Source organism: Variovorax sp. Varisp53 (genome assembly GCF_059491555.1).
Window position 1 is genome coordinate 1,981,460 of record NZ_CP168512.1, and the last position, 25,540, is coordinate 2,006,999.

The following is a 25,540-nucleotide window of genomic DNA, read 5'->3' on the forward strand; positions in this document are numbered from 1 at the left end:
CGCAGCCCGGGCTAGATCGCCGCGGGCACGCTGCTCGCGCGCGCCTCACCGTGCACGTCCTGCGGAGCCGGCGAGGGCGGCGACAGCTTCGGCTGGTTCCGCGCCACCATGCCCTCGGGCTTCATGCGGAACAGCTGTGTCAGCGCCGCGCGGTACTGCGCCTCGCCGACCGAGTTGGTGTTGTGGTGCGAGCCGCCTTCGACCAGCACGAACAGCTTGGGCACGGTGGCCGCGTCGTAGAGCTTGCGGCCCAGCGTGGGGTTGATCAGGCTGTCGGCCGTGCCATGCACCACCAGCAGCGGCGCGCCGATGTCCTTGACGGTGTTGATGGCCTCGAAGCGCTGCGTGATGAGGGCCCCGAAGGGCAGCCAGCCCCACTTGAAGCCGCTGACCACGTCGGCGATGGAAGTGAACGTGCTCTCGACGATGGTGCCGCTCTCGTCGTTCACATGCGCCGCCAGGTCGATGCCGATGGCGCCGCCCAGCGAGTGGCCGAAGATGTAGCGGTGCTGCCTGGGATGGCGCGCGGCCAGCCAGGTCCAGGCGGCGCGGGCGTCCTCGCGGGCCGACTCTTCCGAGGGCAGGCCCTTGGAGCTCTTGCCGAAGCCGCGGTAGTCGATCGCCAGCACCGAGAAGCCCAGCTCGTGCATGCGCTGGATGCGCGGCGCCGAGCCGGCCACGTTGTAGCGGGCGCCGTGCAGGTACAGCAGCACGGGCGTGTCGGTGGTCTCGGGCGCGCCGCCCAGCCACAGGCCGTGCAGGCGGGCAGGCTCACCGGTGGTGGAGGACTGGAAATCGATCCACACGTCTTCCATGCCCTTGGCCATGGTGGCGGTGTTGCCCCAGCTGCTATCGCTGGGCTGGAAGATCCATTCGCGCTGCCGCTCGTCGAGCGTCGAGCAGCCGGCGGCCAGCAGGGCACACAGCGAGAGGACAGACGCGAGGAGGGTCCAGCGTTTCATCATGGGGTTGAAGGACAGCAGAGCCGGCTGAAAAGTTCATCTGCTTTCACCGAGGTGCGCCGACACTGCACTTTGGTAACCCCCCGAAACAACGCTCGCTGGCGCCTTGACGAACCTATGCAACGTACGTGCCCACAATTCCGATGACGGTGGAAAACCCTAGAAGAAAGGCCTAAAAGCGCCGTTCTGCCTATCGGCCGCGCATGAACAGCGAATCGAGCTCGCGGATCGACAGCTGGCGCCAGGTTGGCCGGCCGTGGTTGCACTGGTCCGAACGTTCTGTTGCTTCCATCTGGCGTAACAGTGCGTTCATCTCGTCGATGGTGAGCTTTCGGTTGGCCCGCACTGCCCCGTGGCAGGCCATGGTGGACAGCAGCTCGTTCTGGGCGCGTTGCACCACGGTGCTCGCGTCGTGCTGGCCCAGTTCGGCCAGCACGCTGCGCGCCAGTTCCACCGGATCGCCGTCGGCCAGCGTTCCGGGCACGGCACGCACCGCAAGGGTGCGCGCCGAGAAGGGGTGATTTCCAGGCCCAGCGTCGGCAGCACCTCGGCGCAGGCCTCGGCCGTGGCCACTTCCTGCGGCGTGGCGGCGAAGGTGGCCGGGATCAGCAGCGGCTGGCTGGCGATGGCCGCGCCGTCGAGCTGTGTCTTGAGCCGCTCGTAGACGATGCGCTCGTGCGCCGCGTGCATGTCGACGATCACCAGGCCCTGGCTGTTCTCGGCCAGGATGTAGATGCCCTGCAGCTGGGCCAGCGCCCGTCCCAGCGGCCAGGCCTCCTCGTTGGTGGCGAGAGGGGTGGTGTCGGCGCGGTCGTCCACGGGCAGCCCTGCGGATGGCGGGAACGTCGTCGGCACCGCACTGGCGGAAGGCCAGAGGAGCGAGGCGGTGGGCTCGGCCGTATGCGCCAGCTGCTCGCTGCGCCTGGGCCACATGGCCTCGAAGTCGCCGGCGCCGCGTTCGCGTGCCGTGAAATTGATGGCGGGCTGCGCCCAACTGGCGTTCGACGGCAGCGGGGTTTGCTTGAAGAACGGCTGCGGCGCGCCCGGGGCCACCACGGCGTCGCCCGCGCGTGGAGCCGCCAGCGCGTCCTCGATGGCGTGGCGCACCGCCTGGTGCACCTCGCGCCCGTCGCGAAAGCGCACCTCGATCTTGGTCGGATGCACGTTCACGTCGACGCGCGCCGGATCGATTTCGAGGTACAGCGCATAGATCGGCTGGCGCTGTCCGTGCAGCACGTCTTCGTACGCGCTGCGCACGGCGTGCGACAGTACCTTGTCGCGCACGAAGCGGCCGTTGACGTAGAAGAACTGCTGGTCGCCGCGCGACCGCGCAGCATCGGGAATGCCGGCGCGGCCGATCACGCGCACCGGGCCGCCTTCGCGCTCGACGGCCACGCTCTGCGCCACGAAATCGTCACTCAGTGCGTCGGCCAGTCGCTGCTCGCGCGTGGTGGCGGCGCGCCACTGCTCGACCAGCTTGCCGTCATGCCAGACCGAAAAGCCCACCTCGGGCCGTGCCAGTGCGTGGCGGCGCACCGCCTCTATGCAATGGGCCAGTTCGGTGGCGTCGGTCTTCAGGAACTTGCGGCGCGCGGGCGTTGCGAAGAACAGCTCGCGCACCTCGACCGTGGTGCCGGTGGAGCGGGCCACGGGCCGCAACTCGCCGGTGCGGCCGTCGAGCGCGAACGCGCCCTCGGAACCGGCGAAGCGCGAAAGGATGCTGAGTTCGGCGATCGCATTGATGGCGGCCAGCGCTTCTCCCCGGAATCCCATGGTGCCGACCGTTTCGAGGTCGTTGAGGCTTGCGATCTTGCTGGTCGCGTGGCGGCGCAGGGCCACCGTGAGTTCCTCGCGCGGGATGCCCAGGCCGTCGTCCTCGACCGAGATCAGCCGCACGCCGCCCGAGGCCAGTCGCACCGTGATCTGGCCGGCGCCCGCATCGAGCGCGTTGTCCAGCAGCTCGCGCACCACCGAGGCGGGGCGCTCGACGACTTCGCCGGCGGCGATCTGGCTGATCAGCTCGTCGGGGAGTTCGCGGATGGGGCGGCGTTCGGCGGGGGAGATGGAAGTGGGGAGGGCGCTCACCGGGGCATTCTAAAAGCGGCGCTCGTTCAGGCGCTGGCCCGCATCGGTGGCAGCGCGTATGTGCACGCATGGGGTGATTGGCAGGGCGCTCAGTGGCAGCAAGGATAATCCGCCCCCATGGAAATCATCAGCTTTCTCGTCGACTTCATCCTTCATGTCGACAAGCACCTCGAAGCCTTCGTCATTGCCTACGGGCCCTGGGTCTATGCGCTGCTGTTCCTCATCGTCTTCGTCGAGACCGGCGCGGTGGTGATGCCGTTCCTGCCCGGGGACTCGCTGCTCTTCATCGTGGGCGCGCTGTGCGGCGTGGGGCTCATGAGCTTTCCGCTGGCCTGCGGGATCCTCATTGCAGCGGCCATCCTGGGCGACCAGTGCAACTATTCGATCGGCCGCTACTTCGGGCCGAAGGTGTTCCAGTGGGAGAACTCGCGCTTCTTCAACCGCAAGGCCTTCGACCAGGCCCACGGCTTCTACGAGCGCTACGGCGGCATCACGATCATCCTTGCGCGCTTCATGCCCTTCATTCGCACCTTCGCGCCGTTCGTGGCCGGCGTGGCCGAGATGAGCCGCGCGAAGTTCACCATGTACAACGTGGTCGGCGGACTCCTCTGGGTGCTGGGCATCGCAACCGCGGGTTACTTCTTCGGCAACCTGCCCTTCGTGCGCCAGCACCTGGACAAGATCATCTGGGCGCTGATCTTCGTGCCCGGCCTGCTCGCGATCTTCGGCGCGTGGCGTGCATCGAAGGCGGAGAAGGCGCGCGCGGCGGGGGCCTGACGACTTGCTCCGTCAACGACAAAGCGCGCCAATCGGCGCGCTTTGTCGTTCAGGCTGCGTATCAGTAGTTCGGCCCGTTGCCCGGGTAGTAGCCGCTGCCCCGCGGATAGCGCTGCTGGTTGTAGTAGTTGCGCTCGTCGGCACTGCGGCCGATCTGGTTGCCGATGACGCCGCCGATGGCCGCGCCACCCACCGTGCTTGCGGTGTTGCCGCCGATGGCATTGCCCACCAGCGCGCCGCCTACGGCGCCTACCCCGGTCCCGAGATTCTGGTTAGGGCCGCTCGCGCAACCCGCAATCGCCATGACCGAAGTGGCTGCGGCTGCAGCGATCCAGAGACGTGTGTTCATGATGTCCACCTTTCGAGAAGTGATGATTCATCATGGCCGCAAGGCGGGGCCCCGGTGTAGGAGCCTGCCGCACCTGCCTGTGCGGTGTAGCGGGCCGCGCGGCGTGGGACGGAAGGGCGTGCTTTGGCTTTACAAAAGCCGCAGCGCCAAATCAGAGTTGCCGGCTGCGCGCCAGAGGCGGGTTCTGGGCGAAATAGCGCTGGATGCCGCGCATCAGCGCATCGGCCAGGTTCTCCTGGTAGTCGACACGGCGAAGGTTGGCTTCTTCTTCCGGGTTGCTGATGAAGGCCGTCTCCACCAGCACGCTCGGGATGTCCGGCGCCTTCAGCACCGCGAAGCCGGCCTGTTCGACCTGCCCCTTGTGCAGCCGCGCGCCAATGCCCTTGATCTCGCCGAGCATGGCGCCGCCGAGCTTCAGGCTGTCGTTGATCTGCGCGGTCGTGCTCATGTCGAGCAGCGCGCGCTGTACCTGGGCCTCGTGATTGCCGACGTTCACGCCGCCGACCTTGTCGGCGTCGTTTTCCTTGTTGGCGAGCCAGCGCGCCGCGCTGCTCGACGCGCCGCTCTGGCTCAGCGCGAACACACTGGCGCCGCGCGCGGCGGGCGTGGTGAAGGCATCGGCATGGATGCTCACGAACAGGTCGGCCTGCACTCGCCGCGCCTTCTGCACGCGCACGCCCAGCGGCACGAAGAAGTCGGCGTCGCGCGTGAGAAACGCGCGCATCGGGCTGCCGTTCACGCTGCTCGCGTTGATGCGCTCGCGCAGGCGGTGGGCCACCTGCAGCACGATGTCTTTCTCGCGCGTGCCGTTGGGGCCGATGGCACCGGGGTCTTCGCCGCCGTGGCCGGGGTCGAGCGCCACGATGATGATGCGGTCGGTGCGGCTCGCCGTGGCGTCGCTGCGTCCGGCGGCTACCGGCGGCGCGACGGGCCTGGCGGGTGCCGCGGCCACCGCAGGCGGCGGGGGAGTCAGGGGCACGGGCAGTCCCGTCGGGCGCTCGCTGCCGGCCACCACGGGCGGGGGCGGTGCGGGTGGGCCGGGACGCACCGCCTGCTGTGCCATCAGGTCGCCCAGCGGATCGACGGCCGGCGGGGCGGGACGCGTTGGTGCGGGCGGTGCGCCGGCCACGACGGCTGGGGAGCTGTTGTTGCTGTTGCCGCCGCGGGGCGCGTCGCGCAGGCGCTCGGCGATCAGCGCTTCCATCGGATCGACCGCCTGCTCGGGATACAGGTCGAGCACCAACCGGTGCTTGTACGCAGCCACCGGCGCGAGCGAGAACACCTGCGGCACCACGGCCTGCTTCAGGTCGAAAACGATGCGCACCACCTTCGGCGCGTTCTGGCCGACGCGCAGGCCGTTGATGTACGGGTCACCCGGCTTGATCTTGCCGACCAGCTCGCGCAACTCGGGGCTGAGCTCGATGCCTTCGATGTCGACGGCCAGGCGCGGCGGGCTGCCGACCACGAGCTGCTGCGAACTGAGCCGCGCATCGGATTCGATGGTCACGCGCGTGTAGTCGGCCGCCGGCCAGACGCGCACCGCGAGGATGGTGGCGCCGCGTGCGATCTGGTGCACGCCGAGCATCAGCGCGATGCTGCCGCCCTGCAGCAGCACGCGCCGTTTCAGGCCGCGCGCCTTCATGCGGCGGTGCGCGCCAGCAGATCGCTGCCGCGAGGGGTGTTCGCGAGGAGGGTCACGCTGCGTGTGTCGTCGGTCATTGCTTCTATTTTAATAGCGAGGTCGGCAACTGGTGTGCGGCCTGCGGCGTTCTCCGGCCATTCGGCCAGCTTGAGGCCCGGTCCCGCGAAGATGTCGCGGAAGCCGGCGTCGTCCCATTCGCGCGGATCGGCGAAGCGGTAGAAATCGAAATGGAAGATCTGCAGGCCGTCGGGCGCCTCGTGAGGCTCGACCACCGCGTAGGTGGGGCTCTTGATGCGGCCCGCGATGCCGAGCGCGCGCAGCAGGTGGCGCACGAAAGTGGTCTTGCCGGCGCCGAGGTCGCCTTGCAACGCGATGAAGGCGTCGCGCAATGCGGGCGAAGCGGCCAGCGATCGCGCGAAGGCGTCGGTGTCGGCTTCGCTACACCAGCGCAGGATGCGGGTGTTCTTGTGCGTTTCTACAATCGGCAAGTGATCGTTAGCCATCCACTCGTTGTTCGTATTCAGGCTTTGGCCCGGGAACTCGGATTCTCCCAAATCGGAATCGCGGGCGTCGATCTATCGAGCGCCGAGGACGGTCTGATGCAATGGCTAGCCCAAGGGTTCCATGGCGAAATGCAATACATGGCAACACACGGCACGCGCCGCGCCCGTCCGGCCGAGCTGGTGCCGGGCACGGTGAGCGTGATCACCGCGCGCATGGACTACCTGCCGCGCAGCACCGAGCCCGAGTGGCAAGCCATCGAGTTCGACCGGCTCAAGCGGCCCGGCGAAGCCATCGTGTCGGTCTATGCGCGCGGCCGTGACTACCACAAGGTGCTGCGCAACCGTCTCGCAAAACTGGCCGAGCGCATCGCGGAAGAGGTCGGGCCTTTCGGCCACCGCGCCTTCACCGACTCGGCCCCCGTGCTCGAAGCCGAGCTGGCCTCGCGCAGCGGGCAGGGCTGGCGCGGCAAGCACACGCTGATACTGGACCGCAACGCGGGCTCGATGTTCTTCCTGGGCGAGATCTACGTCGACATGGAACTGCCGCCGAGCGAGCCCGTCACGGCGCACTGCGGCAGCTGCAGCGCCTGCATCGACATCTGCCCCACGCGAGCCATCGTCGCGCCGCAGCGGCTGGATGCGCGGCGCTGCATCTCGTACCTCACCATCGAGCACGGCGGACCGATTCCGCTGGAGCTGCGGCCGCTGATGGGCAACCGCATCTACGGCTGCGACGACTGCCAGCTGATCTGCCCCTGGAACAAGTTCGCGAAGAAGAGCGAGCTGCCCGACTTCGATGCGCGCGAAGGGCTCACGGGGCGCACGCTGGCCGAGCTTTTTGCGTGGACGGAAGAAGATTTTTTACGCCGCACCGAGGGCAGTCCCATTCGCCGCATCGGGCATGAGCGCTGGCTGCGCAACATCGCCGTGGCACTGGGCAATGCGGCGAGAGCGGGCGAGGCCGGTGCGCTGGAGGCGCTGGCGACACGCGCCGGGCACCCGAGCGAACTCGTGCGCGAGCATGTCGCGTGGGGCCTGGCGCAGCAGGCCGCAGGCTGACGCTTCAGGCCGGCAGGATCTCGCGCACGCGCTCCCACGGCCGGCACATCAGCGTGCCGCGCGGCGACACCACGATGGGCCGCTGCAGCAGGATCGGATGCTCGACGATGGCGTCGAACAGCTGATCGTCGGTCCACTTCGGATCGGCCAGCTTCAGTTCTTCGTACGGCGCTTCCTTGGCGCGCAGCAGATCGCGCGCACCCATGTTCATCGCCTTCGCCAGCTCGCGCAGCTTCTTCTTCGATGGCGGCGTCTCCAGGTACAGCACGATCTCGGGCTCCACGCCGCTTTCGCGGATCAGCGACAGCACGTTGCGCGAGGTGCTGCAGTTGGGCTTGTGATAGATCGTCATCGGATAGGCGGTGGTCGGTGTGCGTGCGGTCATGGGGTCGAAGGGGTCGTGGTGAAGGGAAAGCGCGCCGCCCAGAAGTCTGCCAGCCGCGGGTCGGCATCCACGAGGCGAACCACCCGCGCCATGCGCGGCGCTACGCGGTAGAAGCGCGTGCGCTGCGGCGTCCAGCGCGACATCACGGTCACGTACAGGTCGAGCATGCTCAGCTTCTCGCCGAGCAGGTAGGGCGCGGGCTCGTCGATCTGCGTGTCCATCAGGTGCCAGCAGTGAGCGATGCGCTCGGCAGTGCGCTCGAGCATCACGGCCTGCGCGGCCGGGTCGGGCGTGAGGCGCGTGGGTTCGTCGCGCACCCAGAACAGCGAATAGATGGACGCCGGGAGGTAGACCATCCAGCGCAGGTAGCGCGCGCGCAGTGGATCGCCAGGCGCGGGGCAGAGCCCGGCCTCGGGGTAGCGGTCGCCGAGCCAGATCAGGATGGCCGCGCTCTCGGTCATCAACTCGCCCGAAGGCAGCACGAGGGCGGGCACCTGCCGCATCGGATTGATGCCCGACATGCGTTCGCGCTCGGCCTCGCTTTCCCAGGGGGAAATTTCGACGGTTTCGACCTGCGCGCCGATCAGCGTCAGCGCGGCGTGTATGGGGGTGGCGCCCGAACCGGGCGCGCCGTAGAGGGTGTAGCGGTCTTCTCTGGGGGATGGTGACGAAGAACTCATCCGCCCAGATTACTGCAGGCTTGCGCCTGTTGTCACGCCGCCAGCAGCGCGTCGATCTTCTTCAGCCCTTCGAGCGTCTTGAAGCAGGCCTCGGCCACTTCCGTGCCCTTGACCGCGAAGTGGCGGTGGAAGTACTTGCGGTGCTCCACGTGCTCGTGGAAATGATGCGGCGTGAGCACGGCCGAGAAGATCGGCACGTCGGTCTCCAGCTGCAGCGACATCAGCGTGCTGACCACCGTGTTCGCCACGAACTCGTGGCGGTAGATGCCGCCGTCGACCACCAGCGCGCAGCCGATGATGGCCGCGTACTTGCCCGAGCTGGCGAGCCGCTTGGCGTGCAGCGGGATCTCGAAGGCGCCCGGTACGTCGAAGATGTCGATGCGTTCGCGGGCCACGCCAAGGCGCGCCATTTCTTCGAGGAAGGCGTCGCGTGCCTGGTGGACGATGTCCGAATGCCATTGCGCTTCGACGAAGGCGATGCGCTCGCCGCGCGATGTGTTCGACGCGGTGATGGCGGAGAGGGGAAGGTCGTTGATCTGACTCATGGTGTGCCTCTGAAAGCAGGTTTCCTGAATCAGGGCGCACGAAACCGCAAGGCAGGCCGCGCGCCCACGTCGGAACGCGCGGGCTCGCCCGCATTTCGCGCTCTCTTTCATCCGGACTGTGACCGTCGGCTTCGGAATCGCACCGAAATCTGCTGACCCCTTGGCCTGCATGCGCAGGACTCGGGCGCTCGCGGGCTTGTGCGGCTTTTTACGCCGCCATCACCGCCGGTGGGGAATTGCACCCCGCCCTGAGAACGCTTGCCGTCCGGCGAACCGGACAACGGCGCGATTCTAGAAGCCCGTTGTCGCGCGGGGTTGTCGCCCGCGCGCCAGACCTTCGGGCGCAAGGGGATTTTGTCCGGGCTCAGCGCCCGGCCAGGAACTGCGTCATGCGGTGCAGTTCGTCGTCCAGCGCCGCGCGGAAGGCCGCGTCGCGTGGCTTCTTGCCGACATAGCCGAAAGCCGGCTGCAGCCGACCCTCGGGCGCCGTCACGTTGGCCCAGCCGATCACTCGGTCGTGATGCAGCATCGGCAGCGCGTAGTAGCCGAACTGGCGCTTGGGCGCCGGCGTGTAGGCCTCGAACTTGTACGTCCAGTCCCAGAGCAGCTCGAAGCGGCGGCGGTCCCACACGACGGGATCGAACGGCGCCAGCAGGCGCACCGCGTCGTCGGGGGCGTGCCGGCGCGAGACGGGGTTCTCGTCGGCGGGCCAGTACCACGTGGTGCCGTCGATGCGGCAGCTCGCGAGTTCTTCGCGGGCGATGCGCAGAGCCGCCTGCGTCTGCAGCGACAGGTGCGGCGCGCCATAGCCGAGCAGCCGCACGAGGTACGTCAGGCTCGCGGCCGGCAGCGGCGCGTACTTGCGCACCACCAGTTCGATCAGCGCGGCGGCGCGTTGGGCGCGGCCGGCGGGACTGTCGTCGGCGGGCTGGTGCGTCACGGCTTCGTAGACGCGCGTGCCGCTGTCGCGCCGCACCACGCGCAGCATGCCGCGGTAGTGCATTTCGTCGAGCAGGTGCGTGGTCGCGTTGATGGAACCGCCCCAGTAGTTCTTGATGCGGCCGTGTGCAAAGTGCTGTTCGACCTGGCGCGGGTGCACAGGGCCGTGCTCCCGCACGTAGGCGAGCACATCGGCTGCTTTGCGCCGCGTGTCGGCGTCCCATGCGCGCTTGGCTTCGCGCGGATGCATCAGTGCCAGGTGCTCGCGCGGCAGGAAGCCGTAGTTGACGAGGCAGTCTTCCTCGATGGCGAGGCGCGTGTAGCGGTTCTCGAGATCGCCTGCGCGGTAGTCCTTCACGCGGTGGCGCAGCGTGAGGTCCTGCGCGCGCGCCGGGGCGCGGATAGGGTCAGCCTGCACGAAGCCGAGCTGGCGGATAGCGGCGGGCAGCGTCGTGGGCTTGAACAGGGTGCGCGCTATTGCGTATCGGCGCAGGTCATCGAGGGTCGGGGCAGCCATGGGTGAATTGCAGCACAAGTGGCTGCTGTTCGCGAGATGTGCAGGGCACTGTTCAGGGCTCGCTCACGCCGACGGGGTACCTTGCTCCGCGAATGTCCCCCGGCCTGCGGCCTCCTCCTTTATTTCGCTGCGCAAGGCACCCCATCGGCGTGAGCGTTCAGCAGAGCGGTTGAACCGCCGGCACAAGAAGAGCGTCTACTGTGCGCGGGGCATCGGGTGCTCCCCGCAGCGAAATAAAGGAGGGGGCCGAAGGCCGGGGGACATTCGCGGAGGGGAGTACCCGGTGGCCTGTGCACCCCCCGAAGCAATCGACCGCCCCAGAACCCGAACGCCTAAACGGCCCACTTGTGCCGCTCGATGCAAACATCCAGCGTCTCTTCGCCGGCCCGTTGCCACCAGTCGAGGTTCGAAAAGATTTCGACCTCGCTGAACCCCGCGAAGCCCGCGTCCTCAACCCAGCCGCGGATTTTTTTCAGCTCGACGACGCCGTCGCCCATCATCCCGCGGTCGGAGAGCAGGTCGCGCGTGGGCGTGAGCCAGTCGCAGACGTGGTACGCCAGCAGTCGTTCACGGCCCGCGCGGGCGATCTGCTGCTGCAGCTTCGGGTCCCACCAGACGTGATAGATGTCGAGCGCCACGCCGAGCATGCCGGTCTTGCCTGCATCGAGTTCGTCGCACAGGTCGAGGGCGTGTTCGAGCGTGTTGATGCACGCGCGGTCGGCCGCCTGCATCGGGTGCAGGGGCTCGATGGCGAGCGGCATACCGACCTCGCGGGCATATTCGAGCGAGGCTGCGATGCCGTCGTGAACCTCGCCGCGCGCGCGGGCGATGTCCTTGTACGCGGCCTTGCCTTCGAGCGCACCGGGCAGGGCGCCAACGACCAGCACGAGGCAGGGTGCACCGAGCGTCTTCGCCTCGTCGATGGCGCGGCGGTTGTCGTCGAGCGCAGCTTTCAGACCTGCAGCGTCGGGTGCGGGAAAGAAGCCGCCACGGCAATAGCCCGACAGGCCGATGCCATGCGCCTTCAGTTGCTTGGCCACCTTGTCGAGCCCGACGGCCGCCACCTGATCGCGCCAGGGGCTGATCGCGCGGATGCCGCGTTCGGCGCACTGATCGATGATGCGGTTGAGCAGCACCTCGGCGCCCGACTGCTTGCGGATGGTGGCTGTGTTGATCGACAGCCAGTCGTGGTTCTGCGAGAAATCGCGCATGGCCTTGCTCAACCTTCCACACCGTGCAGTGCCAGCAGCGTCTTCATGCGCCGAACGGCCAGCTCGGGCTGCTCCAGCAGATTGGCCGTATCGGCCAGCCTGAACAGCTCGGCAAAGTGCTGCAGCGAGCGCGTGCTCTGCTGGCCGCCCACCATCGTGAAGTGTTTCTGGTGGCCGTTGAGCCAGGCCATGAACACCACGCCGGTCTTGTAGAAGCGCGTGGGCGCCGCGAAGATGTGGCGCGACAGCGGCACCGTGGGGCCGAGGATGGCGTGGAACTTCTCGGTGTAGCCCTGGGCCAGTGCCCCGAGCGCCGCACTGGCGGCCGGCGCGATGGCGTCGAAGATGCCGAGTAGCGCATCGCTCTTGCCGTGCGTGGGTTCATCGCCGAAGCCGTCGCCCGCAATCAGCTCGGCGTAGTTGAAGTCGTCACCCGTATACATCCGAACGCCTGAAGGCAGGCGCCGGCGCATCGCGATTTCCTTGTCCTTGTCGAGCAGCGAGATCTTGATGCCGTCGACCTTGTCCGGATGCGCCGCGATGATGCCCACGGCGGTGTCCATCGCCGCATCGATATCCTTCGTGCCCCAATAGCCGGCCAGCGCCGGGTCGAACATGTCGCCCAGCCAGTGCAGCACCACCGGCTGCTTCGCCTGGCTCAGGATGCGGTCGTACACGCGCTCGTAGTCGGCCGGGCTCTTCGCCACACGGGCCAGCGCGCGGCTGGCCATCACGATCAGCTTGCCGCCGAGCGCCTCGATGGCGGCCATCTGCTCTTCGTAGCCGCGGATGACGTCGTCGACGCTCTTCACGTCGTCGATGTTCAGGTGGTCGGTGCCGCAGCCTGAGGCGACCAGCGCGCCCGGCACGTCCTTCGCCGCATCGAGCGAGCGTCGGATCAGCTCCAGCGAGGTCGGCCAGTCCAGGCCCATGCCGCGCTGCGCGGTGTCCATGGCCTCGGCCACGCCCAGGCCCAGCGAGAACAGGTGGCGGCGGTAGGCGATGGTGGTGTCCCAGTCGACCGCGCACTGCAGCCATGGGTCGATGGCCGCGAGCGGGTCGGCCACGACGTGTGCGGCCGAGTAGGCGATGCGGTTGAACTTGACGCCCGCATCGGGCTTGATCGGCGCGATGCCGCGCAGCGCGTAGGGCGCGAGCGTGCCGTCGGCGGTGGGGAGGGTGAGCGAAAGCGCCATGGCTGCCTCAGACTTTCAGCGCTGGCACATCGACCCAGCGGCGGTCCTGCCACGACTCGAGCGCGGCCTCGACCAGTTGCACGCCCTTGGCGCCTTCGGGCAGCGTCCACTTGTAGGGCTCGTTCTCGACCACGTGGCGAATGAAGTGTTCCCACTGGATCTTGAAGCCGTTGTCGTAGACCTGCGAGTCCGGAATCTCCTGCCACTGGTCGAAGAAATTCATGGTCTGCTTCTCGTCGGGGTTCCATACCGGGCGCGGCGTGGCGACGCGGCTCTGCGCGCGGCAACTCGACAGGCCCGCGACGGCGGAGCCATCGGTGCCGTCGACATGGAAGGTCACGAGGTCGTCGCGGCGCACGCGCGTGGCCCAGCTCATGTTGATCTGCGCGATCACCGGCTCGCCGTTGTGGCCCGTGAGTTCGCAGGTGGCATAGGCGGCATCGTCGGCGGTGGCTTCATACGGCTTGCCGGCTTCGTCCCAGCGCTTGGGGATGTGCGTCGCCCCGATGCACGACACAGCCTTCACTTCGCCGAACAAGTTGTCCAGCACGTAGCGCCAGTGGCACATCATGTCCAGGATCATCCCGCCGCCGTCTTCCTTGCGGTAGTTCCAGCTCGGGCGCTGGATGGGCTGCAGGTCGCCCTCGAACACCCAGTAGCCGAACTCCAGGCGCACGCTGAGCATGCGGCCGAAGAAGCCGGCGCGACGCAGCATATCGAGCTTGCGCAGGCCGGGCAGGAAGAGCTTGTCCTGCACGGCGCCGTGCTTCAGGCCGGAGCCTTCGGCCAGGCGCGCGATCTCGACGGCCTCGTTGAGGTTGGTGGCGATCGGCTTCTCGCAGTACACGTGCTTGCCGGCGCGGATGGCCTTGGCCAGCAGCATCGGGCGCATCTGCGTGGTGCCGGCGTCGAAGAAGAGGGTGTCGTCTTTGTTCTCCAGCGCCTTGTCGAGGTCGGTGCCCCAGCGCGCGATGTTGTGGGCCTTGGCGAGTGCTTCCATCTTCTCTGCGTTGCGGCCGATGAGGATCGGGTCGGGCATGACCTTGTCGCCGTTCGACAGCGTGACGCCGCCTTGGGCGCGGATGGCGCAGATGGAGCGGATCAGGTGCTGGTTCATGCCCATGCGCCCGGTGACGCCGTGCATGATGATTCCTAGACGTTGGGTGGCCATCGTTTTGCTCCTTGAGATGCGAGATAGGCAGAGAGAAGCGTTGCTTCAGTAGACGGAACGCATGGCGTCCCAAGAGATGCCGGCACCGGGTCTGTCGGTGGCAAAGCCGGACGCGGTGGTAAGCGAGGACAGGTCGAGCTGGCCCTCGCGGATGGCGAGGCGCACGGCGCCGTCGCTCAGTTCGTAGAGACCCGGGTGGGCGCGCAGCAGGACCTGCTGTTCGGCCTCAGGCGCTGCGGCCAGGCCGTTGACATAGTGGTGGCCGTTGCGCTCGACGTGCGACAGCCCGAGCCATGCGACCAGTGCCAGGTCTTGCTGCACACCGACGCCGGCCTGCATGGTGAGGTCTTCGCCGGAGAGAAAGTAGCGTGCCGTGTCGCCGGCCGCGTTCCAGTGCGCGCAGCGTGCCGCGTTGACGACCGACTTGTAGAAGCCCTTGCAGCTCTTGCTCGACACACCGGTGTAGCCGAGCGCGCGGGCCTGCACGAAGGCATCGAGCGTGGCGTCCGATTCGTCGATGAGCAACGGAATGCGCTTGCCGAGCGCGGACACGTCGCGCAGCAGCGCCGCGTCACGGCGGATCGGCTGTTCGACGAAGACCGTCTTCTGCGCGAGCTTCCAAAGCACGGGCGTGGACAGCATGCGGTCCAGGAAGGTGGCGAACGCATCGGCGTCGGCGTACTGCTCGTTGCCATCGAGCGTCACCAACTGCGCGTGCCCGTCGATGACGCGGGAGATGCGTTCGAGGCGCGCGATGTCCTGCGCGGTGTTGCCGCACAGCTTGAGCTTGAAGTGCGTGAGGCCGTAGCGGCGAACGGCGGCTTCGAGAGTCGTCGGAAGGCCATCGGCGGGGGCGCCGGGCAGGGCATCGTAGTCGTCGATGGCATCGGCCAGGCCCACCGTGTGGCGCGCCGCGATGCGAGTGCGCGGCGATTGCTTCGCCAGGAAGGCTGGCATGTCGAAGCCCGCGAGGTCATCGGCCAGGCCGCTGCCTGCGATGTCGATGCCGCAGAGGTTGCCGCTCATGGCCGTTGCGAAGCTCACGCCACTGTGCAGGCACAGCGCGTCGAGCAGGGCGCGATCGACCAGCGCCGGGCCGTAGCTCGCCACCAGCGGTTGCAGGCCCTTGGCCTTGGCGCGTGACTGCAGCGTCGCGTAGTTGGACGCGAAGTGCGTCCACGCGGTTTGCGCGTCGGGCTCGGCGATATAGGCCTCGCGCGCATCGCGCAGCGCGAAGCGCAGTTGCTCGAAGTTCTGCTCATTGGTGAGCGCCGGGTTCTTGTCGAACCACTTGGGCACCATCATCTCGGCGGCGCAGCCCTCGGCCGTGCGGCCGTCCGAAAAGCGGATGCGGGCTTTCACATAAACCTGCGGGCAGGCCGTGACGGTCGCCGCACCGAAGCGGAACGGCAGCCGCAGCGCCACGTCGCGCTCGGCAAAGCGGATCTCCTCGACGTGAAAGCGGATTGCATCCATGGCCGGTGCCTTCAGTGGTCCAGGATGCCCTGCGAGAAGAAATGCGCGCGCACCAGCTTCGTGTACGCGCCGAACTCGGCGGAGCCCATCATGTCGAGCGTGCGGGGGCGCGGCAGGTCGATGTCGTACACAGCGGCAATCGAACCTGGCCGCTCGCTCATCACGATCACGCGGTCCGACAGGAAGATCGCCTCGGGAATGCTGTGGGTGATCAGCATCACCGTCTTCTTCGACGCCATCCAGATGCGCTGCAGCTCGAGGTTCATCTTCTCGCGCGTCATCGCGTCGAGCGCGCCGAAAGGCTCGTCCATCAGCAGCACCGACGGGTCGTGCAGCAGTGCGCGGCAGATCGAGGCGCGCTGCTGCATGCCGCCCGACAGCTGCCAGGGGTACTTGCCCTCGAAGCCCTTCAGGCCCGCCATCTCCATCAGCTCGCGTGCGCGGGCTTGTGATGCCGCCTTGGGCAGGTGGCGCATCTCGGCTTGCAGCAGGATGTTGTCTTCCACGCTGCGCCAGGGCAGCAGCACCGCGCTCTGGAACACGATGCCCACGTCCTTCTGCGGCCCCTTGATCGGCTTGCCGCCCAACGTGAGCTCGCCGCCGCTGATGGGCAGCAGGCCCGCCACCATCTTCAGCAGCGTGCTCTTGCCGCAGCCCGAGGGGCCGACGACGGAGACGAACTCGCCTTCCTTGATGGCGAAGGCTAGAGGCCTGAGCGACTCGACCGGGCCGTCCTTGCTTTGGTAGGTCTTCGAGACGCCGCGCGCTTCGATCAGGACTTCATTGGACATGGGCGTGAGGGAGGACGACTGCGGACTGTCGGAAAACAGGTCTGGAAATGGGTTTCGGGAAACACCGCGGAACCGGCTTTGCCGGGCCGCAGGTGTTGCCCCCGGTAGGGGGTTGGCGAAGCGACACGCAGTGCGCGCAGCCTGGGGGCGAGCCAATCAGGGCAGGAAGTCGAGGGTCACGTAGTCTTCAGGCTTGCCGCGCGTCGATGGGTCCATGCCGCCGTACTGCACCAGCAGATCGAGCGAGTCGTTCACGTTCTTCATCGCCACGCGGAACGGGCGCTGGTTGGCCGTTTCCTTCGTGTGATAGAGCGCCACGCTCTGCTTCATGCCGACGATCAGCGTGTCGCGCACGCCGGCTTTAGGGTTGGCCTTGAGCATCGCATCGACCGCGGCCTCGGGACTCTTCTCGGCGGCTTCGGTGGCCTTGGTCGAGGCGCGCATGAAGCGCTTCACGAGGTCGGGGTTCTCCGTCAGCAGGTTCTTGTTGGCGATGATTCCGGAGCTGATCTGGTTCACGCCCGAGTCGGCGAAGCGGATCGGCGTCACGGGCTTGCCGGTGGCGTCCTGCAGCTTGATCGCCTGGTCCATCACATAGCCCAGCAGCAGGTCGGCCTGGCCGTTGGTCACCGCATTGAGCTTGGTCTGGGCGTCCCCCGAGACGATCTTCACCTGATCCGGCGAGATGTTGTTGACCTTGAGGAACAGCGGCCACATCTGAGACATCGAATCGCCGGGCGTGACGGCCACCGTTTTGCCGACGATGTCCTTCGGCGCCCTGATGTTCTTCTCGGTGAAGCCCATGACCGACATCGGGCTCACCTGGAACAGCACGCCGGTCGACTTCAGCGGCGCGCCCTTGGCGGCGGCCTTGATCATGGTCGTGACGTCGATATAGCCGAAGGTGGCCGACTTGGCGGCCACCGCCTGCGCGGTAACGGCGGAGCCGCGGCCTTCCTGGATCTCGAGGTCGATCCCTTCGTCGGCATAGAAGCCCTTTTCCCTGCCGAGGAAGAAGGGCGCGTGCTCGCTGTAGAGGTACCAGTTGAGCATCAGCGTGACCTTGTCCTTGGGCTTGTCGGTCTGCGCGTGGGCAGGAGCGATGGCGAAGGTGACGAGCGCTGCGGCGGCGAGCAGCGAGGGAAGCAGCTTCTTCATGGTCTTGTCTCCGGGAGTTGTTGGCTAGGCGAAGGAACTCACTGGGCGTGGCGCTGCGAGGCGTGCCACGGAATCATCACGCGCTCGATCAGGTCGACCGCGACGAAAAGAATCACGCCGATGCTCGACAACACGACCAGCGCAGCGAACATCAGCGGCAGGTCGAAGTTGCCGTTGGCCACCTGCAGCACGTAGCCGATGCCCGAGTTGGAGCCGACGAACTCGCCGACCACCGCACCCACGACGGCCAGCGTGACCGACACCTTCAGGCCGCTGAAGATCGCGGGCATGGCTTGCGGCAGGCTGATCTTGAAGAAGGTCTGCAGGCGGCTCGCGCCCATCGATCGGGCCAGGTCGAGCATGTCGGGCTCGACCGACTTGAAGCCCATCACCGTGGACACCACCACAGGGAAGAAGCCCAGCAGGAACGCGCTGATCACCTTCGGGAAGATGCCGAAGCCGAACCACACCACGAACAGCGGCGCGATCGCCACCTTGGGAATGCTCTGCGAGAACACCAGCAGCGGGTACACGTACGACTCGACCACGCGAGAGTAGGCGATGACCATCGCGATCGGAATGCCGATCAGGATCGTCAGGCCGAAGCCGCCCAGCGTGGCGAGCGTGGTCTTCCAGCTCTCGCCGAGCAGGCGCGGCCATTCGGCGACGAGCTGCTTCACGACCTCCCATGGCGGCGGGATCAGGTAGGCCGGAATCCTGAAGAGGCGGATCGCCAGGTCCCACAGCACCAGCAGCAACAGGATCAGGATGAAAGGACGCAGGGCCGGGGAGAGCAGGAGCTTGCGGAACATGGCTAGGGCCGAGGCTTTCTTGCGTGCCTGATTACTGCTGGACCGACAGGCCGGCGGCCTTCACGAGCTGCGCGTTGCTCGCGATCTCTTCCTTGATGTAGGCGTCGAACTGCTCGGGCTTGAGCGTCCAGGCATCGGCGCCGAGCTTGGCGAAGCGCTCCTTCACCTCGGGCGTGGCCAGCGCCTTCGCCACTTCGGCGTTCAGCCGATCGACGATGTCGCGCGGGGTCCTGGCGGGCGCCATCATTCCGATCCAGAAGTTGAATTCCGAGCCGGGCACGCCGGCCTCGGTGGTCGTGGGCACGTCGGGCAGGGCGGCGGCGCGCTTGGGCGATCCGACGGCCAGCGCCAGCAGCTGGCCTTCCTTGATCTGGCCGATGACCGGTGCAATGGGCGAGAAGTAATAGTCGACGCGACCCGAGAGCACCTCGGTGACGGCCTCGCCCGATCCCTTGAAGGGGATGTTGGTGGCGTCTATCTTCGCGGCCATCTTGAATTTCTCGGCGTTCAGGTGCGTGGCGCTGCCTTGGCCGGCCGATGCGAAGTTCATGCTGCCGGGCTTGGCGCGCGCGGCGGCAAGCAGCTGTGGCAGCGTCTTGATGTTCTTCGTGGGCGAGATGACCAGCGCGTTGGGCAGCGACGAGATGGGCGTGACGCCTGCGAAGTCGTGCAGCGTGTCGAAGGGCAGCTTGGCGAAAGTCGAGGGGCTCACCGTGTGCGACGAGGAATGGATCATCACCGTGTAGCCGTCCGGCGCCGCCGTGGCCACCGCCTGCTGGCCAATGGTGCCGCTCGCGCCGCCGCGGTTGTCGATGACCAGCGTCTGGCCCATGCTGAGACTCATCTTGTCGGCGATGGCACGCGCAATGATGTCGGTGGTGCTGCCGGCCGCGAAGGGCACGACCACACGGATCGGCTTGCTGGGATAGGCGCCCTGCGCGGAGGCCACGCACGGCAGCAGGGCAAGGACGCAGGTCAGCGAGGCAAGGAACTTCATGGAATGTCTCCGCGCGGTCGGGCCGTCTTCTCGAATCAATCAATTCACCATTGAGTGAATTATCAATTGTAGAAACGGCTGCGCCGCAGCGTCAACGGCCGCTGCCTAGTGAATACCCGGGGTGTGCGAAGGCGCGCTGAGGCTCAGTGCAGGACGTAGCCCAGCACGAGGTCGGTCATGTGCGAGAGGCGTTGCGCCATCGCCTTGGGCGCTCGCAGGTCGCGCCCGAAGATGGCCGACAGCGTGTGGTTGTTCGAGAGATAGAAGTAGCAGAGCGATGCGATGGAGATGTACAGCTGCACCGGGTCCACGCCGGCTCGGAACAGCTTGTCGCGGCGGCCGCGCTCGAGCACCGTGTCGAGCAACTGCACCAGCGGCGAGTTCATTTCCTGGATGCGTTCGGAGCGTTTCAGGTGCGCCGCGCAGTGCAGGTTCTCGCTGTTGAGCAGCGTGATGAACTCGGGGTGCTCGAGGTAGTAGTGCCAGGTGAACGACACCAGCTGGCGAATGGCCTCGACCGGCTCGATCTCGTCGAGGTGCAGGCGCTGCTCGGCCGCGCGGATGTCGGCGTAGACGCGCTCCAGCACCGCGAGGAACAGGTCGTCCTTGCTGCCGAAGTAGTAGTAGATGAGGCGCTTGTTCAGGCCTGCGCGCTCGGCGATGCTGTCCATGCGCGCGCCGGCAAGGCCGCGCTCTGCAAACTCGTCGCGCGCAGACGCGAGGATGGCGAGCTGCGAACGGTCTGCGTCGCGCGAGCGGGGCTCGAACGCTTCGGGTGCGTCGGGCGTGGGTTCCTTGGAGGCCTTCATGGCGCGAATTTAACCAATTGGTGAATTAACGCAAGGCGTCTGAAGTGGGCGCAGATAATTGCCGAAGACATTTGCAGCTGAGGTTCTACTTCTCATGAGTACATCACAACCCGCGGGCCACCTGATCGTCGAGTGCCTGGTCGAGCAAGGCATGGAGATCGCGTTCGGCGTGCCGGGCGAAAGCTTCCTGGCGGTGCTCGACGGCTTCCATGCATACCGTGAGCGCGCGCGTTTCATCGTCAACCGGCAGGAGGGCGGCGCGGCCTTCATGGCCGAGGCGCACGGCAAGCTCACGGGGCGGCCGGGCGTGTGCTTCGTCACTCGCGGGCCGGGCGCAACCAATGCATCGATCGGCGTGCACAACGCCTTTCAGGACTCGACGCCGATGGTTCTGTTCGTGGGCGACGTCGGCAGCGACTTCCGCGACCGCGAGGCCTTCCAGGAAGTGGACTACGGCAGCTTCTTCGGGCCGAGCACCAAGGGCTTTGCCAAGCGCGTGGAGCGCATCGACGATGCGAACCGCATTCCCGAATACATCGCACGCGCCTTCGCCACCGCGATGAACGGACGGCCGGGGCCGGTGGTGCTCGTGCTGCCGGAGGACATGCTGCGCAGCGAGACGGCGGCACGCCCGCTCAAGCGTGTCGAGGCCGTCGAGCCGTGGAGCGATCCGGGCGCGCTGCGCACCTTGCGCGAGCTGCTGCTGAAGTCGCGGCGTCCGCTGGTGATCGCGGGCGGCGGCGGCTGGACGACGCAGGCCGCCCAGGCGCTGCAGCGCTTCGCCGAGAACTGGCGACTGCCGGTGACGAACGCCTTCCGCTTCCAGGACACCTTCGACAACCACCATCCGCTGTACGCGGGCGATGTCGGCATCGCCATCAACCCGAAGCTCGCGCAGCGCGTGAAGGACGCCGACCTGATCCTGGCCATCGGCCCGCGCCTGGGCGAGATGACCACCGGCGGCTATACGCTGCTCGAAGCGCCGAAGGCGAGGCAGACGCTGGTGCACATCCATGCGAGCGCAGAGGAGCTCAACCGCGTCTACCAGGCCGACTTGGCCATCAACGCCGGCATGAGCGCCGCCGCGCGCAGCCTGGAGGTGCTGAGCGCGCCGCCGACACTGCCGTGGGAAGAGTGGACGCAGCAGGCCCATGCCGACTACGAAGCCAACCTTGTGCCGCAGGCGCTCGCCGGCATGCCCACCGAAACGCCGCGTGGGTTGGTCGACATGGCCGAGGTCGTCGCGCTGCTGCACAAGCACCTGCCGGCGGATGCGGCCATCACCAACGGCGCAGGCAACTTCGTGAGCTGGGTGCACCGCTACTTCCGCTATCACGGGCTCGCGAAAGGCGCCAAGACGCAGCTGGCGCCGACCAGCGGCGCGATGGGCTACGGCGTGCCGGCCGGCATTGCGGCCAATCTTGCGACGGGCCGCGTGGCTTTCACGATCGCGGGCGACGGCGATTTCCTGATGACGGGACAGGAACTGGCGACGGCTGCGCAGCACGGCGGCAAGAGCATTGTCGTGCTGCTCAACAACGGCATGTTCGGCACCATCCGCATGCACCAGGAGCGCGAATACCCCGGACGCACCAGCGGCACTGCGCTGCGCAACCCCGACTTCTGCGGCCTTGCGCGTGCCTACGGCTATGCGGCCGAGCGCGTGACGGAAACGGCGCAGTTCGAGGCCGCGCTGCTGCGCGCGCTGGCGGCCGACTCCGGCACGCTGATCGAGATCCCGCTCGACCCCGAGGTGATCACCACGCGCGGCACGCTGGCGTCGATCACGCGCTCGGCGAAGCAGCAGTCGCAGGGCTGAGCGCGGCGCTGCAGGCGAAAAAAAAGCCCGCAGAGCGGGCCTTTTGATTCAGGAGCGCGAGCCCCTGAGCGCTTACTTGACGTGCTTGCCGATCAGCGCGGCCAGCTCGAACATCGACACTTGCGGCTTGCCGAAGATTTCCTTCAGCTTGGCGTCGGCGTTGATGTTGCGCTTGTTGGCCTTGTCTTGCAGGTTGTTCTTCTTGATGTAGTCCCACAGCTTGCTCACCACAGCGGTGCGCGGCAGAGGCGTCGAACCGACCACAGCGGCGAGAGCCGGGCTGGGGGTCAGGGCCTTCATGAACGCAGCGTTGGGGGTGCGCTTCTTGGCGGGAGCGGCCTTCTTTGCAGGAGCCTTCTTCGCCGGAGCAGCCTTCTTTGCAGGAGCAGCCTTCTTGGCGGGTGCCGCTGCCTTCTTGGCCGGAGCGGCCTTCTTTGCAGGAGCCGCAGCCTTCTTCGCGGGAGCGGCCTTCTTTGCCGGAGCTTTCTTGGCCGGAGCCTTCTTTGCAGTTGCCATGGTTGATTTCCTTTTTTGGTTGAACGTTCACCAATGAAAAACTTGCGTCTCCAGTGGCAATGCGGATGCTAAATGAGAAAAAACGCGTTTCCAAGGGAAAAAGCGCTTTTTTCATTGGGAGCTGTTGTTTTTTCAGAGGGGAGAAGCGCGCTTTTTCACGTTCGGCGACCGGGCCACGTCGCAAGCACCACGCCCACGAGCGCGATCACGAACGCAACCAGCTGTGGTGAAGAGAGGCTTTCACCCAGTACGAGCACGCCCACGAGGGCCGCGCTCACGGGCAGCATCACGGCGAAAACACCCGCCTGTGCGGCTGGTACGTGGCGAAGTCCGGTCATCCAGAGCCACACCGTCCAGATGCTCGCGGCAAGCGCGTAGGCCACGAGCAGCGCCCAGGTGCCGAAGCGCACCGAGGTGAAGTCGAACTGCAGCGCGAACCAGATGCCGAAGGGCATCGAGAGCACGAAGCCCCAGAGATTGATGAGCGAGGCGATGCGCTTGGGCCCCAACCGTCCCGTGAGCGACTTGCCGATCACTGCATACGCCGTCTCGCACAGCACCGCGCAGAACACCAGCAGGTTGCCGAGCCAGGGCATGGACGATTGCGTGGAGGCGGGCGATGCCTGCGCGTGCGCTGGCGACAGCGCGAGCAGGCCGATGCCGAGCGCGGCGCAGCCGATGGCCAGGCCGATGCGCACGGTGATGCGTTCGCGCAGGAAGAGCCAGCTCGCGACGGCCACGCATGCGGGGATCGACGCCATGATCACGCCCGCGGACACCGCACTCGTCAGGCTCACGCCGAACAGCATGCAGATCGAGAACATGAAGTTGCCGAGGAAGGACTCGAGGAACACCAGCCAGCGCGTGCGCGCCGCCATCGGTGGCTCGTCGGTCGCGCGCTTGAGCCAATGCGGCATGGCCAGCGCGGCGATGCCGAAGCGCAGCCACGCGAGCAGCAGCACCGGAAAGGCCGCAACAAGAGGTTTGGAAAGGGCGACGTAGCCGCCGACGAGCGACATGCTCAAGGCCAGGCAGCCGTAGGCCACGAGGCGGCCTGATGCAGGGGTAGCGGAGTTCAATAGACTGAAGCCATGTAGTTGCGGAGAAAGCGATTTCGATGATGCCCCACGTTTTTGTCTACGGCACGCTGCGCCGCGGCGGGCGCAACGACATCGCGCGCTACCGGCCCGCGCCGGTGTGGATCGGCGGCGCGAGCATCGCCGGCACGCTATACGACCTGGGCGACTATCCGGGCGTCGTGCTGGGTGGGACGCGGCGTGTGAGGGGTGAGGTCTACGTCGTCGAGCCCGCTGTCGAGGCGGCGCTCGATGTGCTCGAGGAGGTGGCCGCCGACGGCTCGGGCGAGTACATCAAACGACAGGTGCGGGTGGAGGTTGGCGGGCAGTGGTTCGACTGCCTGGTCTACGAGATCCATCCAGCGCGCATCGCAGGCCGTCGTGTCATCGAAAGCGGCGACTGGATCGCACATGCGGCGCGCGGCGATGCCTGGTTTTCACAACCGAAAGACTGATTGCGCATGGCGAAATCCACCGCTGCTGCGCCGCAATATTTTTTCTCAATATGAGAAAAATAATTTTGTATTGAGAAATATCTCCATAAGTTGTTGATTTTGTTTGAGGAAAAATATGTCTTATATAAGACATAAGAGTCCGTGATTCGATTAAAGTAACTCCACGGCCCCAGCGCCAAACTTCAATCAACCTCACGGAGTGACCATGCCCCAGACCCTCACAGAACAACTGAGCCGCGAACAGCAGATCGCCGCCCTCGAAAAAGAATGGGCCACCGACCCCCGCTGGAAGGGTGTCAAGCGCGGCTACAGCGCGGCAGACGTCGTGCGCCTGCGCGGTTCGTTCCCCATCGAGCACACGCTGGCCAAGCGCGGTGCCGAGAAGCTCTGGGACAAGATCAACGGCGGCGCCAAGAAGGGCTACGTGAACGCGTTCGGCGCAATCTCCGCCGGCCAGGCGATGCAGCAGGCCAAGGCCGGCCTGGAAGCCGTGTACCTGTCGGGCTGGCAGGTCGCCGCCGACGGCAACACGTCGGAGACGATGTACCCCGACCAGTCGCTCTATGCGTACGACTCGGTGCCGACGATGGTCCGTCGCATCAACAACACCTTCCGCCGCGCGGACGAAATCCAGTGGGGCCGCGGCATCAACCCCGGCGACAAGGAATTCATCGACTATTTCCTGCCCATCGTTGCCGACGCGGAAGCCGGTTTCGGTGGCGTGCTCAACGCCTTCGAGCTCATGAAGAACATGATTGCCTCGGGCGCGGCCGGCGTGCATTTCGAAGACCAACTGGCCGCCGTGAAGAAGTGCGGCCACATGGGCGGCAAGGTGCTCGTGCCGACACAGGAAGCCTGCGAGAAGCTGATCTCGGCACGCTTTGCCGCCGACGTCATGGGCGTGTCCACCATCGTGCTGGCCCGCACCGACGCGGAAGCCGCCAACCTGATCACCTCCGACCACGACGCCAACGACAAGCCCTTCCTGACGGGCGAGCGCACGCAGGAAGGCTTCTACCGCGTGAAGAACGGCCTGGAGCAGGCCATCAGCCGCGGCGTGGCCTACGCGCCCTACGCCGACCTGGTGTGGTGCGAAACCGGCGTGCCGGACATCGGCTTCGCCCGTGAATTCGCACAGGCCGTGCACGCTGCCTGCCCCGGCAAGCTGCTGTCGTACAACTGCTCGCCTTCCTTCAACTGGAAGAAGAACCTCGACGACAAGCAGATCGCCTCGTTCCAGGAAGACCTGTCGGAGCTGGGCTACAAGTACCAGTTCATCACGCTGGCCGGCATCCACGTCAACTGGTTCAACACCTTCCAGTTCGCCCACGCCTATGCCCGCGGCGAAGGCATGAAGCACTACGTCAACATGGTGCAGGAACCCGAGTTCGCTGCGCGCGACAAGGGCTACACCTTCGTGTCGCACCAGCAGGAAGTGGGCGCGGGTTACTTCGACGACGTAACCACCGTGATCCAGGGCGGCTCGTCCAGCGTGAAGGCGCTGTCGGGTTCGACCGAGGAAGAGCAGTTCCACTGATCCGCGGACGCGGTTTTCGCTGTCACTCTCGAGCCCGGCCGCGTGCCGGGCTTTTTTGTGGGCAACCCGACGA

The 25,540-nt window shown here is 66.6% G+C and carries 25 protein-coding genes, 1 pseudogene and 1 riboswitch; of the genes and pseudogenes, 5 read left to right on the forward strand and 21 right to left on the reverse strand.

From position 1 onward, the window contains the following. Positions 1-11 precede the first annotated feature (11 nt). The 3 genes and pseudogenes from ACEOAB_RS09140 to mutL (ACEOAB_RS09150) form a co-directional block, all read right to left on the reverse strand. The gene (locus ACEOAB_RS09140) at positions 12-962 is read right to left on the reverse strand and encodes an alpha/beta hydrolase (protein WP_413750546.1); all 951 of its coding nucleotides are present in this window, start codon (positions 960-962) and stop codon (positions 12-14) included. A gap of 190 nt (positions 963-1,152) precedes the next feature. Continuing rightward, positions 1,153-1,374 (reverse strand): annotated as a pseudogene (mutL, locus tag ACEOAB_RS09145) (DNA mismatch repair endonuclease MutL); the annotation flags it as partial. Further along, complete coding sequence (mutL, locus tag ACEOAB_RS09150) at positions 1,272-3,047, reverse strand: DNA mismatch repair endonuclease MutL (protein ID WP_495653624.1); 1,776 nt, start codon at positions 3,045-3,047, stop codon at positions 1,272-1,274. The pseudogene mutL (ACEOAB_RS09145) and the gene mutL (ACEOAB_RS09150), both read right to left, overlap by 103 nt. A gap of 117 nt (positions 3,048-3,164) precedes the next feature. Between mutL (ACEOAB_RS09150) and ACEOAB_RS09155 the strand changes: the two genes are divergently transcribed. Next, on the forward strand, positions 3,165-3,824 hold the full coding sequence (locus ACEOAB_RS09155; protein ID WP_413751354.1) for a DedA family protein: 660 nt from the start codon (positions 3,165-3,167) through the stop codon (positions 3,822-3,824). A gap of 61 nt (positions 3,825-3,885) precedes the next feature. Here ACEOAB_RS09155 and ACEOAB_RS09160 read toward each other — a convergent pair whose 3' ends face one another. The 3 genes from ACEOAB_RS09160 to tsaE form a co-directional block, all read right to left on the reverse strand. After that, entirely contained in the window at positions 3,886-4,173 is a 288-nt protein-coding gene (locus ACEOAB_RS09160) for a YMGG-like glycine zipper-containing protein (RefSeq protein WP_082572206.1), read from the reverse strand. A gap of 151 nt (positions 4,174-4,324) precedes the next feature. Next, the gene (locus tag ACEOAB_RS09165) at positions 4,325-5,815 is read right to left on the reverse strand and encodes an N-acetylmuramoyl-L-alanine amidase (protein WP_495653625.1); all 1,491 of its coding nucleotides are present in this window, start codon (positions 5,813-5,815) and stop codon (positions 4,325-4,327) included. Further along, entirely contained in the window at positions 5,812-6,318 is a 507-nt protein-coding gene (tsaE, locus tag ACEOAB_RS09170; RefSeq protein ID WP_413748364.1) for a tRNA (adenosine(37)-N6)-threonylcarbamoyltransferase complex ATPase subunit type 1 TsaE, read from the reverse strand. The genes ACEOAB_RS09165 and tsaE overlap by 4 nt, the downstream gene beginning before the upstream one ends. Between tsaE and queG the strand changes: the two genes are divergently transcribed. After that, positions 6,304-7,377 carry a tRNA epoxyqueuosine(34) reductase QueG gene (gene queG, locus ACEOAB_RS09175; RefSeq protein ID WP_413748365.1) on the forward strand — a complete coding sequence of 358 codons (1,074 nt, stop codon included), beginning with the start codon at positions 6,304-6,306 and terminating at the stop codon, positions 7,375-7,377. The two genes, tsaE and queG, sit on opposite strands and share 15 nt — an antisense overlap. A 4-nt stretch (positions 7,378-7,381) precedes the next feature. Here queG and arsC read toward each other — a convergent pair whose 3' ends face one another. The 13 genes from arsC to ACEOAB_RS09240 form a co-directional block, all read right to left on the reverse strand. After that, positions 7,382-7,762, reverse strand: a complete 381-nt coding sequence (arsC, locus tag ACEOAB_RS09180) for an arsenate reductase (glutaredoxin) (protein ID WP_056511244.1) — start codon at positions 7,760-7,762, stop codon at positions 7,382-7,384. Next, positions 7,759-8,442 carry a glutathione S-transferase family protein gene (locus ACEOAB_RS09185; protein WP_413748366.1) on the reverse strand — a complete coding sequence of 228 codons (684 nt, stop codon included), beginning with the start codon at positions 8,440-8,442 and terminating at the stop codon, positions 7,759-7,761. The genes arsC and ACEOAB_RS09185 overlap by 4 nt, the downstream gene beginning before the upstream one ends. Before the next feature lie 32 nt (positions 8,443-8,474). Further along, positions 8,475-8,987 carry a 6,7-dimethyl-8-ribityllumazine synthase gene (locus ACEOAB_RS09190; RefSeq protein ID WP_413748367.1) on the reverse strand — a complete coding sequence of 171 codons (513 nt, stop codon included), beginning with the start codon at positions 8,985-8,987 and terminating at the stop codon, positions 8,475-8,477. 95 nt (positions 8,988-9,082) lie between these two features. Continuing rightward, a riboswitch (FMN riboswitch) is annotated at positions 9,083-9,247 on the reverse strand. 104 nt (positions 9,248-9,351) lie between these two features. Continuing rightward, a complete protein-coding gene (locus ACEOAB_RS09195; protein WP_413748368.1) occupies positions 9,352-10,443 on the reverse strand; it encodes a DNA glycosylase AlkZ-like family protein in 1,092 nt (363 codons plus the stop codon). A gap of 332 nt (positions 10,444-10,775) precedes the next feature. Continuing rightward, on the reverse strand, positions 10,776-11,654 hold the full coding sequence (locus ACEOAB_RS09200) for a sugar phosphate isomerase/epimerase family protein (RefSeq protein ID WP_413748369.1): 879 nt from the start codon (positions 11,652-11,654) through the stop codon (positions 10,776-10,778). Between the two features lie 8 nt (positions 11,655-11,662). Continuing rightward, a complete protein-coding gene (locus tag ACEOAB_RS09205; RefSeq protein ID WP_056596171.1) occupies positions 11,663-12,850 on the reverse strand; it encodes a dihydrodipicolinate synthase family protein in 1,188 nt (395 codons plus the stop codon). Between the two features lie 7 nt (positions 12,851-12,857). After that, positions 12,858-14,021: a Gfo/Idh/MocA family protein gene (locus ACEOAB_RS09210; protein WP_413748370.1), complete on the reverse strand. Its 1,164-nt coding sequence runs from the start codon at positions 14,019-14,021 to the stop codon at positions 12,858-12,860. A 45-nt stretch (positions 14,022-14,066) separates the two neighbouring features. Further along, a complete protein-coding gene (locus ACEOAB_RS09215; protein WP_413748371.1) occupies positions 14,067-15,497 on the reverse strand; it encodes an enolase C-terminal domain-like protein in 1,431 nt (476 codons plus the stop codon). Positions 15,498-15,508: 11 nt separating this feature from the next. Then, positions 15,509-16,288, reverse strand: coding sequence for an ABC transporter ATP-binding protein (locus ACEOAB_RS09220; RefSeq protein WP_413748372.1), 780 nt, complete (start codon positions 16,286-16,288; stop codon positions 15,509-15,511). Positions 16,289-16,444: 156 nt separating this feature from the next. After that, positions 16,445-17,446 carry an ABC transporter substrate-binding protein gene (locus ACEOAB_RS09225; RefSeq protein WP_413748373.1) on the reverse strand — a complete coding sequence of 334 codons (1,002 nt, stop codon included), beginning with the start codon at positions 17,444-17,446 and terminating at the stop codon, positions 16,445-16,447. Between the two features lie 38 nt (positions 17,447-17,484). Further along, positions 17,485-18,258, reverse strand: coding sequence for an ABC transporter permease (locus ACEOAB_RS09230; protein ID WP_042673261.1), 774 nt, complete (start codon positions 18,256-18,258; stop codon positions 17,485-17,487). 31 nt (positions 18,259-18,289) lie between these two features. After that, entirely contained in the window at positions 18,290-19,255 is a 966-nt protein-coding gene (locus tag ACEOAB_RS09235; protein WP_413748374.1) for a tripartite tricarboxylate transporter substrate binding protein, read from the reverse strand. A 143-nt stretch (positions 19,256-19,398) separates the two neighbouring features. Next, entirely contained in the window at positions 19,399-20,064 is a 666-nt protein-coding gene (locus ACEOAB_RS09240) for a TetR/AcrR family transcriptional regulator (RefSeq protein ID WP_413748375.1), read from the reverse strand. Positions 20,065-20,158: 94 nt separating this feature from the next. On the opposite strand from ACEOAB_RS09240, the gene ACEOAB_RS09245 reads away from it, so the two are divergent. After that, entirely contained in the window at positions 20,159-21,883 is a 1,725-nt protein-coding gene (locus tag ACEOAB_RS09245; protein WP_413748376.1) for a thiamine pyrophosphate-binding protein, read from the forward strand. A gap of 72 nt (positions 21,884-21,955) precedes the next feature. Here ACEOAB_RS09245 and ACEOAB_RS09250 read toward each other — a convergent pair whose 3' ends face one another. Beyond that, positions 21,956-22,399 (reverse strand): SWIB/MDM2 domain-containing protein, encoded by a 444-nt coding sequence (locus ACEOAB_RS09250; protein ID WP_007832487.1) that lies wholly within the window; start codon positions 22,397-22,399, stop codon positions 21,956-21,958. A gap of 155 nt (positions 22,400-22,554) precedes the next feature. Beyond that, on the reverse strand, positions 22,555-23,478 hold the full coding sequence (locus ACEOAB_RS09255; protein ID WP_042673253.1) for a DMT family transporter: 924 nt from the start codon (positions 23,476-23,478) through the stop codon (positions 22,555-22,557). Positions 23,479-23,516: 38 nt separating this feature from the next. Here ACEOAB_RS09255 and ACEOAB_RS09260 point away from each other — a divergent pair, with 38 nt between their 5' ends. Then, entirely contained in the window at positions 23,517-23,930 is a 414-nt protein-coding gene (locus ACEOAB_RS09260) for a gamma-glutamylcyclotransferase family protein (RefSeq protein ID WP_413748377.1), read from the forward strand. Between the two features lie 205 nt (positions 23,931-24,135). Then, entirely contained in the window at positions 24,136-25,467 is a 1,332-nt protein-coding gene (aceA, locus tag ACEOAB_RS09265) for an isocitrate lyase (protein ID WP_056596143.1), read from the forward strand. Positions 25,468-25,540 lie beyond the last annotated feature (73 nt).